The organism is Streptomyces sp. NRRL F-5122 (assembly GCF_001507435.1).
In the GTDB taxonomy this organism is placed as follows: Bacteria; Actinomycetota; Actinomycetes; order Streptomycetales; family Streptomycetaceae; genus Streptomyces; species Streptomyces lannensis.
Genome location: NZ_LMWH01000139.1, coordinates 90351 through 106244 on the forward strand (window position 1 = coordinate 90351; position 15894 = coordinate 106244).

The window sequence follows — 15894 nt, forward strand, 5'->3', positions numbered from 1 at the left end:
CCGGCGGCTACGCGCTCGCGAGCGACAGCTTCACCGCGAAGCCGAGGAAGAGGGCGCCCGCGGCGGAAGTGGCCCCCGCCGACAGCCGCTTGCGGCGACGGAAGGCATCCGCGAGTCGTGTGCCGCTGAAGATCAGGGCGCTGAGGTAGAGGCAGCTGGCGAGCTGGGCAAAGGCGCCGAGCACCACGAAGGAGAGCGCCGGATAGGCGTACCCGGGATCGACGAACTGCACGAAGAAGGCGACGAAGAACAGGATCGCCTTGGGGTTGAACAGGCTGACGACGAACGCCCGGCGGTAAGGCCGCTCCTCGGCGGCGGTGGCCGTCACGGCCTGTTCCGGCACGTCCCTCTCGCGTCGCGTCCGCCACATCCCCCAGGCGGTACGGAGCATTCCGAAGGCGAGCCATGTCAGATAGCCGGCGCCCGCGTACTTCACGATCCCGAACAGCACGGCGTTCGCCTGGAGCAGCGAGGCGACTCCGGCCGCGGACAGCGTCATCAGCACGGTGTCCCCGCACCAGACGCCGGCCGCCGCGGTGTACCCGGCCCGCACACCGCGCCGGGCGGCGACGGAGAGCACGTACAGGGAGTTGGGCCCGGGGAGCAGGACGATGAGGACGAGTCCCGCCAGGTAGGTGGGGAGATCGATGACGCCGAACATGGAAGGAGTGTCGCACGGGGGTACGACACTCGGCTTTCGGATTTCGCAGGACGAGACGGACGGGTCGGTCGTCGCCGCCCGGCAGGACGCCTGCGGCCGGGGGGACGGACGTGCTCGGGCCGTCCGTCCCCCCGGCCGGCGCTGCGGACCGGTCGCCCGGCTCAGAAGGCGTCCGAGGGCACGTACGTCCCCCACACCTCCCGCAGCGCGTTGCACACCTCGCCCACCGTGGCGCGGGCCTTGAGGGCCTCCTTCATCGGGTACAGGACGTTGTCCGTGCCCTCCGCCGCCTTCTTCAGGTCCGCCAGGGCCGTGTCCACCGCCGGCTGGTCGCGTTCCGCCCGGAGCCGGGCGAGGCGTTCGGCCTGCTGCGCCTCGATCGCGGGGTCGACGCGGAGCGGCTCGTACGGCTCCTCCTCGTCGAGCTTGAAGCGGTTGACGCCGACCACGACCCGCTCGCCCGCGTCCGTCTCCTGGGCGATGCGGTAGGCGCTGCGCTCGATCTCGTTCTTCTGGAAGCCGTGTTCGATGGCCGACACCGCACCGCCGAGGTCCTGGACCTTCTCCATCAGCTCCAGCGTCGCGGCCTCGACCTCGTCCGTCATCCTCTCGATGACATAGCTGCCCGCGAAGGGGTCGACCGTCGCCGTCACGTCCGTCTCGTAGGCCAGCACCTGCTGCGTGCGCAGGGCCAGACGCGCGCTCTTGTCGGTCGGCAGCGCGATCGCCTCGTCGAAGGAGTTCGTGTGCAGCGACTGGGTGCCGCCGAGCACCGCGGCCAGCCCCTGGACCGCGACCCGGACCAGGTTCACCTCCGGCTGCTGCGCCGTCAGTTGGACACCCGCCGTCTGGGTGTGGAAGCGCAGCATCATCGACTTGGGGTTCTGCGCCCCGAACTCGTCCTTCATCACCCGCGCCCAGATCCGGCGGGCCGCACGGAACTTGGCGACCTCCTCCAAGATCGTGGTCCGGGCCACGAAGAAGAACGACAGCCGGGGAGCGAAGTCGTCCACGTCCATGCCCGCCGCTACGGCCGTGCGCACGTACTCGATGCCGTCGGCCAGCGTGAACGCGATCTCCTGCGCAGGAGAGGCGCCGGCCTCGGCCATGTGGTATCCGGAGATCGAAATCGTGTTCCACTTGGGGATCTCGGCCCTGCAGTACTTGAAGATGTCCGCGATCAGGCGCAGGGACGGCTTCGGCGGGAAGATGTACGTCCCCCGCGCGATGTACTCCTTCAGGACGTCGTTCTGGATCGTGCCGGTCAGCCTGTCGGCCGGCACGCCCTGCTCCTCCGCCACCAGTTGGTACAGAAGCAGCAGCAGGGCGGCGGGCGCGTTGATCGTCATCGATGTGGACACCTTGTCCAGCGGGATCCCGCCGAACAGCACCCGCATGTCGTCGACCGAGTCGATGGCGACGCCCACCTTGCCGACCTCGCCGTGCGCGATCGGCGCGTCGGAGTCATGACCCATCTGGGTGGGCAGGTCGAAGGCGACCGACAGACCCATCGTGCCGTTCGCGATCAGCTGCTTGTAGCGCGCGTTGGACTCCGTCGCCGTACCGAAGCCGGCGTACTGGCGCATCGTCCACGGACGGCCCGTGTACATGCTCGGGTACACGCCGCGCGTGAACGGGTACGCCCCCGGCTCGCCCAGCTTCCCGGCGGGATCCCAGTCCTCGAGGGCATCCGGCCCGTACACCGGCTCGATGGGCAGTCCCGACTCCGACTCGCGCGCCATGGTGTGTGCCTCCGCGTTGCTACTTGTCCCGGCGTGATGGCCCGGCCTCGTTACTCGCCAGTACGGCCGACCTCGCGACGGACTGTAGCGGCGGGCGTGCGACCGGTGGAGTACCGCACGCTGGGACCTTGCTCACAACCATGCCCCGTAGTTCGACGGCGGTCACGCGCGGGGAACATCTCAAGGGACACGACCGGCCCATGAGGACCGGTGAGACGACGGGGGTTCAGATGCGTACCAAGGGCATGGGCCGAACGCTGATCGCAGTCGCCACGGGCGTGGCGCTCGCCGCTCTCACCGGGTGCGTCGCGCAGCCCGTGGACGCGAAGAACGGCGGCGGCAGGCACCGCTCTCCGGTGCACATCGAGATCTCGCACACCCCCTCGGGCACGGGCGCGACGAGCGCCGCGCCCACCCCGAAGCCCTCCCCCGCGGTCCTGTGGGCACCCGGCGCCACCGGCCCGGGTGTGCGTGAACTCCAGGCACGGCTGCGCCAGGTCGCCTGGCTGTTCGACGGTCCGACGGGGACCTACGACGACCTCACCGAGAACGCCGTCAGGGGCTTCCAGGGCAAGCGCGGACTGCCGCGCACCGGACGCGTGGACTCGGTCACCTGGCAGCGGCTGCTGAAGATGACGCACGAGCCCGGCAAGTGGGAGCTGTACCTGATGGGCGGACAGCCGGCCGCCGCGCCGGACGCGCGCTGCATGACGGGCAGGGTGCTGTGCATCAGCAAGACGAGCCGGACGTTGCGCTGGATGGTCGACGGACGCACGGTCTCGACCATGGCGGTACGGTTCGGCGCGCAGTACACGCCGACCAGGGAGGGCGTGTTCCACATCTACTGGAAGTCGCGGTACCACGTGTCCACGCTCTACCACTCGCCCATGCCGTACGCGATGTTCTTCAGCGGTGGCCAGGCGGTGCACTACTCGGCCGACTTCGCGGCGCGCGGATACGCGGGAGGTTCGCACGGCTGTGTGAACGTACGGGACGAGGCGGCGATCTCGGCGCTGTTCGCCGGGGCGAGGACCGGGGACAAGGTCGTCGTCTACTGGTGAGAGCGGCCTCGAGGCGGGTGCGGGGCGCGGGCGGGACCGGGGGAACGTGTCCCGCCCGCGCCGATGTGCACCGAGCCGTGGGTACGGGGGGAACCCCGGCTCTGTGCGACGGCCGATGACCAGTCGGCTCACTCAGTACTGCGCCGGGTCGGCCGAAAGTGTCACACCCGCCGTGGGAGAGGTTCGAGAGCCCGCCCCGCCGCGGGCCGAGGAGGGCGCGGGGCCGCACCACCCCCTGACGCCGTGCGACGGGTCAGTGTGACGCTTCGGTGGCCGGCGCGCTGTGCGTCGGGCTCGGCGACGGCGTCCCGTCCGAAGGAGCCGGGACGCGGGGTGTCGCCGGCGGGAAGGGTGCCAGACCGATGTCCGGGCCTATGTGTCCCTCGCCGTCACCGTCGTGGTCGTCGCCCTGGTCACCACCGCCTTCGCCGTGGTGGCCGTGGCCGTCGCCGTCCCTGCCGGGGCCGCGGATGTCGCCGTCCCGGCCGCTCCCGGCGCCGAGCACACCCTTGCAGAACGTCTTCACCCGGCCGCTGCCACCGGCCGCGTCCTCGAGACTGCGCATCCGCCGGGTGCCCAGTTCCCTGCCGTCGGCCACGGCGCGGCAGGAGGAGCGCACGCCGATCCACCACTCACCGCCCCGCCCCGCGGCGCCGTTGCCGGAAGAGCGCGGCCGCCCGGTCGCGGCGGCACCGGCGTCCACCTCGTCCTGCGACGAAGTGCCCTGCGCGGGCGCGCCGTTCGTCTCCGTGGGCGTCGGTGATGTGGAACCGCGGGTCTGCGTCCCCTCGGGCGTGGGGGTGAGCAGCGGCATCGGCGGGGTCGCGGCCGCCGACACGGACGCGGCGGGACGCGGTTCGTGGAACGGCGTGGGCAGCGCTCCGGTTCCGGCCGCCACCGCGGCCCCGCCGATCATCCCGGCGGCCACCACCCCGGCCAGCGCGAAGCGCACGGGGCGCCATCGCCGGGCCTGCCGCCCGTCCGCGACCGGCCGCCCGAGACGCACCAGTCCGGCGTCGCCGGAGGGGGCCGCGGAGCGCCCGGAAGCCGGCCCCCCGACGCCCGTGCGCTCACCGTGGCGGGCCGTGCAAGCCGCTCTGAAAGCGGCCACGGCCGAGGCCTCCCCGGGCAGTTCGTCGCTGGTCGGCAGGGGTGGGGCGGCGAGTTCGGAGAGGGTCTCGGCAATCCTCGCGGCGTGTGCACGCGCAACGTCGTCGACGGCGTCCAGCGGCTCTCCGCGCAGCAGACGCTCCGCCGCGTCACTGTCCAGCCACCTGTACTGCTCGTCGGCCATCACATGTCCTTCTGCGTCCGCGAACGCATATGCGTCACACCGCCGGACGCCACCGTGCGCCGGTGCGCCTCTCGTGGGGGAGGCAGGGCGCCGAGTCCGCCCGCCGATTCCGGATCCGCCTCCGCACCCTGACCAAGCAGTTCCGCAAGGCGTTTGAGACCGCGGTGGGCTGCCGTACGGACCGCCCCGGGACGCTTTCCGAGCGTCTCGGCGGCGCTCTTGGCGTCGAGGCCCACGACCACCCGCAGTACGACGGCCTCCGCCTGGTCCTGCGGGAGCTGGGCTATGAGGGAGAGGGTGTGTCCGGTGGCCAGCGCCTCCATGGCCTCACCGGCCGTGTCCGACTCCGAGGGCTTCCCGGTCAGTTCCGTCTCGTCGCCGCCGATCGCGGGCCGGCGACCGCGCATGCGTATGTGATCGAGCGCGCGGTTGCGGGCTATCCGGGCCGTCCAGCCGCGGAACCGGTCGGCGTCCCCGCTGAACCGCTCGAGGTCGCGTGCGATCTGGAGCCATGCCTCCGAGGTGACGTCCTCGGCGTCCGGGTCGCCGACCAGTGTCCGCACGTATCCGAACAGACGCGGATGGACGGCGCGGTACACGGTCCGGAACGCGGTCTCGTCCCCCGACTGTGCCGCAAGCACCGCGGCCGTCAGCTCCGCGTCGTCCCCCAGCACCTCGAACTGCCCCTCTGTCCGCCTGCGCCGACGCCGCATCCGCGGGCCGGGTCTCACCGTCGTGATTCCGTCGTTGAAAGCGGTTTGAGGCCGCTCGTGGTCTGCGGCGGTTGCATCACCCGTTTTGCTGATCGTCCGCGGTCGGCGCGATGGGCACGTTACGGCTTGAAACCGTTCTACGTCCACGTCCGTACAACGTGCAACCAACCCGTGACGCGGTGGGGTGTGACAGAAAACGCATCCACGACGCTGTAGGGAGTACGGGCCGCCGCGCGGCCCGTGCCGCGCGACGGCCGGGGCCTCTCCTGTGGGGGGTGGCGGCCCCGGCCGTTGCCCAGGCGGTGCACTCGCGGGGCCGGGGGGGTCGACCGCACACCACTGGGAACACTCGGATGCTCGTACGTCCCGCGGGGCGAAAGGGGTTACCGGGTGCTCGGGGCCGCGACTCCCCGGACGACGCTACTCGTTCTTCCCGTTGCCCTGGTCGGTGTGCGCCCGTCCGTTGCCGGACGCGTTGCCGGAGCCGCCCGTCCCGTTGCCGGAGCCCTTGTTCCCCTGGCCCGCCCCGGCGCCGGACTTGCCGCTGCTCCGGCCGTCGGCCGCCTTGGACCCCGCCAGTTCGCGGGCGCAGTAGGCGGTGACCTTCTCCTCGCCGCCCGCCGCCGTCACGAGCCGCTGCCAGGCGGTCGAGTCCAGCGCCTTGCCGCGGTCCTTCACCTGCACATAGGCGCGGCAGTGGGCCGCGGTGTCCTTGGCGGTGTCCGGCCGGTCCGCCCGCCCGGGGCGGGCGGGGGACACGGCCGAGGGCTCCTTGCCCGGCAGGGCGGACGCACCCGTGGACGGCGTGTCTCCCGGGCCCGGACCGGCGCCGTGCGAGGACGACCCGGCCGAGCCGATCGCGGCGACCGCCACACCGCCCAGGGTGAGGCTCGCGAGGATCACGGCGAACGTCGTCCTGAGCGGGCGTCCGACCCGGCGCTCCTCGTGGACCCGCCAGTCGTCCCGGCGCCGGGTCCTGGCCCTGTGGACACCCGCGTCCCGGGCCGCCCGGAACGCGGCGACAGCACGCTGCTCCGCCCCGGCGTCGACATCACCGCCGCGCACGGCCGCGGCCAGGGCCGTCTCGAGACCGGCGTCGTCCGGCGCTCCCCCGAGGCCGGCCACGGTGCCGTCAGGGTGCACACGCCGACGACCGGGAAACCCGTCGCCGCCCAGCTGTTCACCCATGTCCGCTTCCGTTCCTGTCCGGTCCGTCCGACCTGTCACATCCAACCGGCCCGCCGGGCCCGCACGGTCGTCCGTACGAACGCAGCGCCGTCGTCGTTCACTTCGACTCCCCCAGCGTCCGGGAAGCCTCATCCGTCACACCCTCGTCCGCCGCGTCCTCGACACCCAGCCGGCGGCCCAGGCGCTTCAGGCCCCGGTGTGCCGCGGTGCGCACCGCACCGGGGCGTTTGCCGAGCACCCGCGCGGCGGAGGGGCCGTCCAGACCGACGACGACACGCAGCAGCACGGCCTCGGCCTGGTCCCGCGGCAGCTCGCCGACCAGTTGCAGGGCGCGCTCGGTCGAGAGGGACTCAAGGGCCTGCTCGTGCGTGCTGCTCGGACCGGGCAGGTCCAGTACGTCCTGTTCGAGCGCCGTCGGCCGGGGCCGCGTCCGCTGCCGGCGCAGATGGTCGAGCGCCCGGTGCCGGGCGATGGTCGCCGTCCAGCCGCGGAAGCCCGCTCCGTCCCCCTTGAACCGCCCGAGGTCCCGGGCTATCTCCAGCCAGGCATCGGACGCCACGTCCTCGGCGTCGTCCCCCACGAGGCCGCGCAGATAGCCGTGCAGCCCGGGCTGCACCAGCCGGTAGGCGACCGCGAAGGCCGCCTCGTCGCCGTCCTGGGCCCGCGCGACCGCCGCGCCCAATTCCCCGTCGTACGCCTGTACGCGTCGGGGGTGCCGTCCCTGGCCCAAAACCGTCCTCGTTCGTACCGGGTTCGTAGCAGCTCCACGGCGTCCGGCACGATCCGGTGCCGGGCGCCCCCCTCACAAACTGCGTCGGACGTCGCGGAAGTGTCACAACGGGGCGGGCGCCCTTCACGACTGCGGCCGGATTCCCACCCGCGCACACCGGACGCCGGCGGCATTTCCCCCTCCCCGGGCCCCCGCCCGCTCCCACTCACCCCGGGAGCGGCGCGGGGAGGGACCGGTCGGCCAGGGACCCGCCCACGGCCGGAGTCCCCGGCCGAGCCGTGCCCGCACAGCGGCACGGGAACGGTCGGGGACTCGTGGAGCACCGGGGCCGGGGTCAACCGGCCCGGTGGGCGGACGCCCTCGCCGTGGCGTCCCGGCACAGCAGCCGCAGCGATCCGTGCCCGGCGAAGCAGCGGCGGGCCTCGTCGATGGGGTCCCACAGACCGCCGTCCGGGGTGCGGATCCAGTGGTCGCCGCCGGTCGACCACCACTCGGCACCCGTCTGCCGCACGATCACCTCGCCGGCATAGGCGCCGAAACCGCGCAGAACGCTCTGCACGGCGGCGAGGGGTGCCCCTTCGCGGCGCAGGTCGTCGATCATCCGGTCGATGCGCCACAGGCTCTGCGCCGAGTAGTCGAGGCGCAGCCGCGCCCCCTCCCGCATCGTCGCCACGGCGTCCGCCGCCCATCGCAGGGGCTTCGCTGCCGCTTGGGGTCTGGTCTCCTGCTGAGTCGTCACATACGGAAGAGCGAGGTCAGCGTGCGATACGTCACTCGATTCCGCGGGATTCCCGCAACCGGCGCAGGACCGCCCCAGCTCGCCCGCACGACGGCCACAGGATCTTCCCGTGACGAGGGAGCCGGGCCGGACGGTGATGCTTCCGTGCCCCGGTGCGCTCCTTCCTTTGATGAGCACCCATCTGCATCTGCGCGCGGTACCGCCGCCGGCGCTGCGCAACAGCGTGAATTGGCTGCAACGACTGTTCGAGGACGACCGGAGCGGCGACCGGGCGCGGGTCTGCCGTCACCGCGAGGAGGTGCTGGACGAGGACTACCGGGAGCAGGAACTCCTCTACGCCGGCGCTCCCCCGCTGCGCACGGAGGACCCGCCGCGGACCGAGGTGGTGCTCGGCGGCCGGCCGGTGTTCCTCCCGGACCGGGACAAGCCGCCGTTCCTGCTGCTGACGGCGGCCCAGGCCACGCGGGTCGCGCTGTTTCTGACCTCGGCCGACTTCGAGGCACTGTGGCGTCCCGCCCGGAGCCGTCTGCTTGCGCGCCACGGCGGGATCGCGGCGGAGCCCCGGACGCGGGGCGCCTTCGCGGCGGCGCACCGCGACCTCACGGCGTTCTACGTGCGCACGGCCGAGTGCGGCGACGCCGTGGTGAAGTGGTTCATGGACTGAGGTGCCCGGGCCACCGGCCGGCCCGGGCCCGCTGCGTCCACGGCGGGAACGGGCACGCGCGAGCCCTCGGGCCGCCGCCGCGCCCGGCCCCCGCTCACGCCCTGCCGCGGGCCCGCCTCGACACGACGGCCTGCAGCACCCGGCGTCCCTCGGTCGACACATCGCGGGCCTGTCGCAGTCCCGCCGCGCCGTGGCCCGTCACCAGCTCCAGGATGGTGATCTGGCGCCGCAGTTCGGCGGCGACGAGCGGCGGCATGCCGTCCGTGCGGCCCTCGCGGCGGGCCGCCACCGAGGTCTCGTCGTCGGCGGGATCGAGCAGCCGGTGTATCTGCAGCGCCGCGACCGAGCAGGCGTCGGCCCACTGGCGCAGCGCAACCGCCGAGGCCCGCGCGGGAACCGCCTCCAGCATGCGGCGCACGAGCCCTGCGGCCTCCGACTCGAAGGTGCCGTCCGCGTCTGCATCGGCCCGCACCCCGGCACCGAGTTCGGCCCGCACCTTGGCGAGCCGCTCCTCCCACTCGTGGCCCTCGACAAGGCTCGCCCACAACGGGCGCAGGATGTCGTCGTCGCCTCCGAGGAGCGGTATACAGCGATCCAAACAAGCCAACCCGCTCGCCGCGAGCGCACGTTCGTCGGCCTGTGCGATCTGGTCCACCAGGCTCATCACGCCTCCTAGACATGCCTCGTTGGGCGCCACATGTCTACGGAGCCCGCACTTCCCCCTACTGCGTGCAACCTACCGGGAGTGTCACAACGGCACCACGCCCGTCGGTGAAGGAGTTGGTGGAAGTTGTTTTCGGCCAACTGCCCCACGATCGGGCCCCGGTGCGGCACCCGTGTCAGCCGAGCCGATCGGCCAGTTGCCGGAACTCCGTCCAGGACAGCGGGGGCGCCCCCGGGTCCCACAGCTTCTGGACCGTCGCCCGCAGGGGCATCCGGATCCCGGCCGCCACCTGGTCCTGCGTCTGCGCGGCGGCGCGATCGCTCCAGACCGCGAACACGCCGCCGAGGATCTGCCCGTCGTACCCGGCCGGCACCTCCGCCGTCCCACGCAGCATGCGCGGATTCCACTGCTCGTAGATCCGCTGACCGGTGGGGTAGACGAAGGTGTGCGGCTGCCCCAGCACGTAGTAGAGGAACTCGTCGTTGTAGTTGATCACCTTGCGGCCCGCGGCCAGGTACTCCGCCGGCTGCCTGGCGCTGCGCTCCTTGCCCGTCCAGTACGCGACCTCGAGGTCCTTGGCCGGCTGCACCACGCCGGTGCGGTAGAAACCGTCGTTCCACGCGCGCATCGTCCGGCCGTGCCCGCGCATCACGTCGGCGCGGTCGTTCAGCCAGCCGGTCGCGAGGTCGGCGACGCTCGCGCTCGCCCCGTACTTCGCCCGCGCCGCGGCGGCCAGTTGCGGAAAGGACGCGGCGGGGTCCGGCACCGTCAGTGCCTGGTACTCGTCGCCGCCCAAATGCCAGTAGCCGCCGGGGAACACCCCCGCGAACTCGTTGAGGAGGTCGTCCACGATCTTCGCGGCCTCCGGCTTCGAGATGTCGAGCGTGCCGCGCGGTGCGGCACCTGAGACGCTGCGCAGTTGCAGGTCGGGATGCGCGGCGATGACCGCGCCCAGGTGCCCGGGCGAGTCGATCTCGGGGACGATCGTGATGTGGCGGCTCGCGGCGAGGTCGACGATCCGCCTGACCTCCGCCTTGCTGAGGTGCTGCGGGGACACGATCTCCGGGTGCGAGCCGGACTCGATGCGGAAGCCCTGGTCGTCGGAGAAGTGCAGACCGAGCTCGTTGTACTTCAGGTCGCCGAGTTCCCGGACACGGTCCTCGATCCAGCCGGCCGAGTAGAACTTACGGGCCATGTCGAGCATGAAACCGCGCCGCGGCTTGGCGGGCGCGTCCCGCACGACCCCCTCGGGAGCCGTACCGCCGCCGTGCACCTCCTGTTTGAGGGTGCGGGTGCCGTAGAAGACCCCCGCGTCGGCCGGGCCGGTGATCCGCACCCGTCTGTTCTGCACGGTCATCGTGTACGACTCCTGGTCGCCGCTTCCTGCCAGGCCCAGTTCGACGTCGCCGTCGCGGGCGGCGGTCCGCCCGCCGTACTCCATCCCCAGCTCTCCGGCCAGCAGCCGGCCTTCGTCGTCCAGGGAGGGATTGTCGACGACCACACGTGCACCGGACGCCGGCCGCCAGCCCGGACCGCGTGCGGGAACGTGCTCCCGGACGGCGGGGATGGTGCGGGGCGCCTGGGACAGGGCATAGGTGGCGGTCGGCGACGAGAGAGGAGTCGACGGGCTCACGGAACTCCGCGGCGGCTCGCCGCCGCCGGACGGCCACAACACCAGCGCCGCAGCGATCGCGCCCGCCACGACGATTCCCCCGCCCAGCAGCAACCCGTTGCGCCTTTGGTGCGTCTTGTTCTCGGGACCCTGCCGCATCCGGTCGGTCACCGCTCCGCACCCCGCTCCACTCCCGTGTACGGCCACGCCAGGCCCGTACGCCCTCGCGGCACCGAAGGCGCCGCACCCGCACGTATCCGACCGCCGTCCGATCGCATGCCCCTCACCTCTCCCTGCGCCTGCCCCTTCCGAACCTATGACCCCTGCCCGCCCCACCCGTCCACCGGACGCCATAGAACTCTCCCATTCGGGTGAAATTCGGTCAGCCGATGGACGACCCCCCGATCACCGTGGATAACGTGACGGCGCATTTCCCGCACCCTCCCCTGCCGACCCCCTGTGACGCCCACGACGTCACGCCCGCCACTCGCCGAGGACCCACGCTGCCTGCGCACCGTCTCCCCGACCTCCCCGGCCCCACCGCCCTCCCGGCGCAGCACCGCATCGAGGCCCCCACGGGTATCGAGCGGTTCAACTCCACGCCCGCCGCGAACGCCCGGCGCGCGCTTCTCACCTGCTGCCGGAGCCCGCGCTGGGCCGACCGCGTCGCAGACCACCGCCCCTATCCGGACCTGGACTCCCTGCTCGCCGCCGCCGACGAGGCCGCCTACGACCTGACGCCCGCCGACCTGGCCGAGGCGCTGGCCGGGGAATCGCTCACCCTGCTCCCGGCCGGCGCGTACTCCGCCGCCCACACCGCCCTCAGTGCGGCCCACGCCGCCTACGAGAGCCGGTTCGGGCACGTGTTCGTCATCTGCCTGGACGACGTGGCCCCCGGCGAGGCGGCCGACCGTGTCCTGGCCGCCATCCGGTCACGATTGACGCACGATCCGGAGGAGGAGCGCCCCCTCGCCGCGGAGGAGCTGCGGCGTCTGACAAGAGGCAGGCTGATCCGCCTGGTCCGGCACTTCTCCGACACGCCCGTCGCGCAACGCGCCGGGTAGAGGAGCGGAAGCCGCGTGCCCGCAGCCACCGCCCCCTTCTGTCTCGCTGGGGCCGCCAATAGCCCGTCCGTGCTCGTTTGATTGCCAGTTTGATCACATCGGTAGGGCCGCCGTAAGCGTTCCGACCGCACGTCGCTACGATGCTGGGGGCCGGTGGACCGTACCCGGCCGGGCCCGACCGACACAGAAGCCGGCGCGGCCCTAGTCCCCGCTCCCGGAGGGTTCTTCCGTGCCGGCTGGAACGCTGTACCGCGGCCGGGAAGGAATGTGGTCCTGGGTGGCTCATCGAGTCACCGGCGTCCTCATCTTCTTCTTCCTGTTCGTACACGTGCTGGACACCGCACTCGTCCGTGTCTCCCCCGAGGCCTACGACAAGGTCGTGGCCACGTACAAGACGCCGATCGTCGCCGTGCTGGAGTACGGCCTGGTCGCCGCCATCCTCTTCCACGCGCTGAACGGCCTTCGGGTCATCGCCGTCGACTTCTGGTCGCGGGGCCCGCGCTACCAGAAGCAGATGCTCTGGACCGTCGTCGGCGTCTGGGTCGTGCTGATGCTCGGGGCCATCTACCCCGTCCTCGGCCACGCCGCTCGTGAAGTGTTCGGGAGCTGACGCGCATGTCCACGACTGAAACCACCGCCTCCGGCATCGGCCCCGTCGAGGGTGCCTCGCTGTACGACGTCGACAACCCGGCGCCGGTCATCGAGCCGCCGCGCAAGCGGACGAAGAAGACCCCGAAGTCGACCCGCGGCAACTTCGAGATGTACGGCTGGGTGTTCATGCGCCTGTCCGGCATCGTCCTGGTCGTCCTGGTCCTCGGGCACCTGCTGATCCAGCTGGTCCTCGACGGCGGCGTCTCCAAGATCGGCTTCGCCTTCGTGGCCGGCCGCTGGGCCTCCCCGTGGTGGCAGGTCTGGGACCTCGCCATGCTCTGGCTCGCCATGCTGCACGGCGCCAACGGTCTGCGTACCGTCATCAACGACTACGCGGAGCGGGCGAACACGCGGCTGTGGCTTAAGGGCCTGCTGTACACCGCCACGGTGTTCACCATCCTGCTGGGCACGCTGGTGATCTTCACCTTCGACCCGAACATCCGCTAGGCACGGGGCTGCGAGAAATATGAAGATCCACAAGTACGACACCGTCATCGTCGGCGCCGGCGGCGCCGGCATGCGCGCCGCCATCGAGGCCACCAAGCGCAGCCGCACCGCCGTGCTGACGAAGCTCTACCCGACCCGCTCCCACACGGGCGCCGCGCAGGGCGGCATGGCCGCCGCGCTGGCCAACGTGGAGGAGGACAACTGGGAGTGGCACACCTTCGACACGGTCAAGGGCGGTGACTACCTGGTCGACCAGGACGCCGCCGAGATCCTGGCGAAGGAGGCCATCGACTCGGTCCTCGACCTGGAGAAGATGGGCCTGCCGTTCAACCGGACGCCCGAGGGGAGGATCGACCAGCGCCGGTTCGGCGGTCACTCGCGCAACCACGGCGAGGCCCCGGTCCGCCGCTCCTGCTACGCGGCCGACCGCACCGGCCACATGATCCTCCAGACGCTCTACCAGAACTGCGTGAAGGAGGGCGTGGAGTTCTTCAACGAGTTCTACGTCCTCGACCAGCTGATCACCGAGGTCGACGGCGTCAAGAAGTCGGCCGGTGTGGTGGCCTACGAACTGGCGACCGGCGAGATCCACATCTTCCAGGCGAAGGCCGTGATCTACGCCTCCGGCGGCTGCGGCAAGTTCTTCAAGGTGACCTCGAACGCGCACACGCTGACCGGTGACGGCCAGGCCGCGGTCTACCGCCGGGGTCTGCCGCTGGAGGACATGGAGTTCTTCCAGTTCCACCCGACCGGCATCTGGCGCATGGGCATCCTCCTCACCGAGGGTGCGCGCGGCGAGGGCGGCATCCTTCGCAACAAGGACGGCGAGCGCTTCATGGAGAAGTACGCGCCGGTGATGAAGGACCTGGCGTCCCGTGACGTCGTGTCCCGCTCCATCTACACGGAGATCCGCGAGGGGCGGGGCTGCGGTCCCGAGGGCGACCACGTCTATCTGGACCTCACCCACCTGCCGCCGGAGCAGCTGGACGCCAAGCTGCCGGACATCACCGAGTTCGCCCGCACCTACCTCGGCATCGAGCCGTACACGGACCCGATCCCGATCCAGCCGACCGCGCACTACGCCATGGGCGGCATCCCGACGAACGTCGAGGGTGAGGTCCTCACGGACAACACCACGGTGGTCCCGGGCCTGTACGCGGCCGGCGAGGTCGCCTGTGTGTCCGTCCACGGCGCGAACCGCCTCGGCACCAACTCGCTGCTGGACATCAACGTCTTCGGGCGCCGGGCGGGTATCGCCGCGGCGGACTACTCGCAGAAGGCGGACTTCGTCGAACTGCCGGAGAACCCCGCCGAACTGGTGGTCTCCCGGATCGAGAACCTGCGCTCCTCCACGGGCAGCGAGCGCGTGGCCGACCTGCGCCGCGAGCTGCAGGAGACCATGGACGCGAACGTCATGGTGTTCCGCACCGAGCAGACGATCAAGACGGCCGTCGAGAAGATCGCCGAACTCCGGGAGCGCTACAAGAACGTGGCGATCCAGGACAAGGGCAAGCGGTTCAACACGGACCTGCTGGAGGCCATCGAGCTGGGCAACCTGCTGGACCTGGCCGAGGTCATGGCGGTGTCCGCCCTCGCCCGCAAGGAGTCCCGCGGCGGCCACTACCGCGAGGACTACCCGAACCGCGACGACGTCAACTTCATGCGCCACACCATGGCGTACCGCGAGGTGGGCGACGACGGCACCGAGTCCATCCGTCTCGACTACAAGCCGGTCGTCCAGACCCGCTACCAGCCCATGGAGCGTAAGTACTGATGGCAACCCCCGTTCTGGACAAGGTGGAGGCGGAGTCCGCCGCCTCCCCCTACATCACCGTCACCTTCCGGGTCCGCCGCTTCAACCCGGAGGTCTCGGCCGAGGCGACCTGGGAAGACTTCCAGCTGGAGATCGACCCGAAGGAGCGCGTGCTCGACGGCCTCCACAAGATCAAGTGGGACATCGACGGCACCCTCACCTTCCGCCGCTCCTGCGCCCACGGCATCTGCGGCTCGGACGCCATGCGGATCAACGGCAAGAACCGCCTTGCCTGCAAGACGCTGATCAAGGACATCAACCCCGAGAAGCCGATCACGGTCGAGCCCATCAAGGGCCTGACGGTCCTGAAGGACCTGGTCGTCGACATGGAGCCGTTCTTCCAGGCCTACCGTGACGTGATGCCCTTCCTCGTCACGAAGGACACGAACGAGCCGACGCGCGAGCGCCTGCAGTCCGCCGAGGACCGTGCACGCTTCGACGACACGACGAAGTGCATCCTGTGCGCCGCCTGCACCTCGTCGTGCCCGGTGTTCTGGAACGACGGCCAGTACTTCGGCCCGGCCGCCATCGTCAACGCGCACCGCTTCATCTTCGACTCGCGTGACGAGGCCGGCGAGCAGCGCCTGGAGATCCTGAACGACAAGGACGGCGTGTGGCGCTGCCGCACGACGTTCAACTGCACGGACGCCTGCCCGCGCGGCATCGAGGTGACGAAGGCGATCCAGGAGGTGAAGCGAGCGCTGATCACGCGCCGCTTCTGATCCTCCGGATCCCGTACGAGGGCCCTGTTTCCGCAACTTCGGAAACAGGGCTCTCGTGTGTTTCTGGCCTGTTTGCACCTCTACTGAATAAGCAGCTCCGTCTGTCACACTCCGACCCCGATGCCCAGT

16 protein-coding genes are annotated in these 15894 nt (G+C 71.2%); 7 read left to right on the forward strand and 9 right to left on the reverse strand.

Annotated elements, in window-relative coordinates; all coding sequences use genetic code 11:
* Positions 1 to 7: 7 nt before the first annotated feature.
* Positions 8 to 661: a leucine efflux protein LeuE gene (gene leuE / locus ADL25_RS16550; protein WP_059128500.1), complete on the reverse strand. Its 654-nt coding sequence runs from the start codon at positions 659 to 661 to the stop codon at positions 8 to 10.
* 161 nt (positions 662 to 822) lie between these two features.
* Entirely contained in the window at positions 823 to 2403 is a 1581-nt protein-coding gene (locus ADL25_RS16555) for an acyl-CoA mutase large subunit family protein (protein ID WP_059128501.1), read from the reverse strand.
* A gap of 230 nt (positions 2404 to 2633) precedes the next feature.
* On the opposite strand from ADL25_RS16555, the gene ADL25_RS16560 reads away from it, so the two are divergent.
* Complete coding sequence (locus tag ADL25_RS16560) at positions 2634 to 3464, forward strand: L,D-transpeptidase family protein (RefSeq protein WP_059128502.1); 831 nt, start codon at positions 2634 to 2636, stop codon at positions 3462 to 3464.
* A gap of 253 nt (positions 3465 to 3717) precedes the next feature.
* On the opposite strand, the gene ADL25_RS48120 is transcribed toward ADL25_RS16560, so the two are convergent.
* From ADL25_RS48120 to ADL25_RS16585, 5 genes are all read right to left on the reverse strand, one after another.
* Entirely contained in the window at positions 3718 to 4758 is a 1041-nt protein-coding gene (locus tag ADL25_RS48120) for a hypothetical protein (RefSeq protein ID WP_059128503.1), read from the reverse strand.
* Positions 4758 to 5432, reverse strand: a complete 675-nt coding sequence (locus ADL25_RS16570) for an RNA polymerase sigma factor (RefSeq protein WP_059128549.1) — start codon at positions 5430 to 5432, stop codon at positions 4758 to 4760. The genes ADL25_RS48120 and ADL25_RS16570 overlap by 1 nt, the downstream gene beginning before the upstream one ends.
* A 459-nt stretch (positions 5433 to 5891) precedes the next feature.
* Positions 5892 to 6659, reverse strand: a complete 768-nt coding sequence (locus ADL25_RS16575) for a hypothetical protein (protein ID WP_059128504.1) — start codon at positions 6657 to 6659, stop codon at positions 5892 to 5894.
* 97 nt (positions 6660 to 6756) lie between these two features.
* On the reverse strand, positions 6757 to 7389 hold the full coding sequence (locus ADL25_RS16580) for an RNA polymerase sigma factor (protein ID WP_059128505.1): 633 nt from the start codon (positions 7387 to 7389) through the stop codon (positions 6757 to 6759).
* 334 nt (positions 7390 to 7723) lie between these two features.
* Positions 7724 to 8128, reverse strand: coding sequence for a hypothetical protein (locus tag ADL25_RS16585; RefSeq protein WP_079050404.1), 405 nt, complete (start codon positions 8126 to 8128; stop codon positions 7724 to 7726).
* A 169-nt stretch (positions 8129 to 8297) separates the two neighbouring features.
* On the opposite strand from ADL25_RS16585, the gene ADL25_RS16590 reads away from it, so the two are divergent.
* Entirely contained in the window at positions 8298 to 8792 is a 495-nt protein-coding gene (locus ADL25_RS16590; RefSeq protein ID WP_059128551.1) for a DUF1877 family protein, read from the forward strand.
* Positions 8793 to 8886: 94 nt separating this feature from the next.
* On the opposite strand, the gene ADL25_RS16595 is transcribed toward ADL25_RS16590, so the two are convergent.
* Both ADL25_RS16595 and ADL25_RS16600 read right to left on the reverse strand, forming a co-directional pair.
* On the reverse strand, positions 8887 to 9456 hold the full coding sequence (locus tag ADL25_RS16595) for a hypothetical protein (RefSeq protein ID WP_059128506.1): 570 nt from the start codon (positions 9454 to 9456) through the stop codon (positions 8887 to 8889).
* Positions 9457 to 9631: 175 nt separating this feature from the next.
* Positions 9632 to 11227, reverse strand: a complete 1596-nt coding sequence (locus tag ADL25_RS16600; RefSeq protein ID WP_059128552.1) for a beta-N-acetylhexosaminidase — start codon at positions 11225 to 11227, stop codon at positions 9632 to 9634.
* 230 nt (positions 11228 to 11457) lie between these two features.
* On the opposite strand from ADL25_RS16600, the gene ADL25_RS16605 reads away from it, so the two are divergent.
* The 5 genes from ADL25_RS16605 (at position 11458) to ADL25_RS16625 (ending at position 15765) form a co-directional block, all read left to right on the forward strand.
* Positions 11458 to 12132, forward strand: a complete 675-nt coding sequence (locus ADL25_RS16605) for a 2-oxo-4-hydroxy-4-carboxy-5-ureidoimidazoline decarboxylase (RefSeq protein ID WP_079050407.1) — start codon at positions 11458 to 11460, stop codon at positions 12130 to 12132.
* Positions 12133 to 12361: 229 nt separating this feature from the next.
* The gene (gene sdhC / locus ADL25_RS16610; protein ID WP_079050408.1) at positions 12362 to 12742 is read left to right on the forward strand and encodes a succinate dehydrogenase, cytochrome b556 subunit; all 381 of its coding nucleotides are present in this window, start codon (positions 12362 to 12364) and stop codon (positions 12740 to 12742) included.
* Positions 12743 to 12747: 5 nt separating this feature from the next.
* A complete protein-coding gene (locus tag ADL25_RS16615; protein ID WP_059128508.1) occupies positions 12748 to 13230 on the forward strand; it encodes a succinate dehydrogenase hydrophobic membrane anchor subunit in 483 nt (160 codons plus the stop codon).
* 19 nt (positions 13231 to 13249) lie between these two features.
* Entirely contained in the window at positions 13250 to 15004 is a 1755-nt protein-coding gene (gene sdhA, locus ADL25_RS16620; protein WP_059128509.1) for a succinate dehydrogenase flavoprotein subunit, read from the forward strand.
* Positions 15004 to 15765, forward strand: coding sequence for a succinate dehydrogenase iron-sulfur subunit (locus ADL25_RS16625; protein ID WP_059128510.1), 762 nt, complete (start codon positions 15004 to 15006; stop codon positions 15763 to 15765). Before sdhA ends, ADL25_RS16625 begins: the two co-directional genes overlap by 1 nt.
* Positions 15766 to 15894 lie beyond the last annotated feature (129 nt).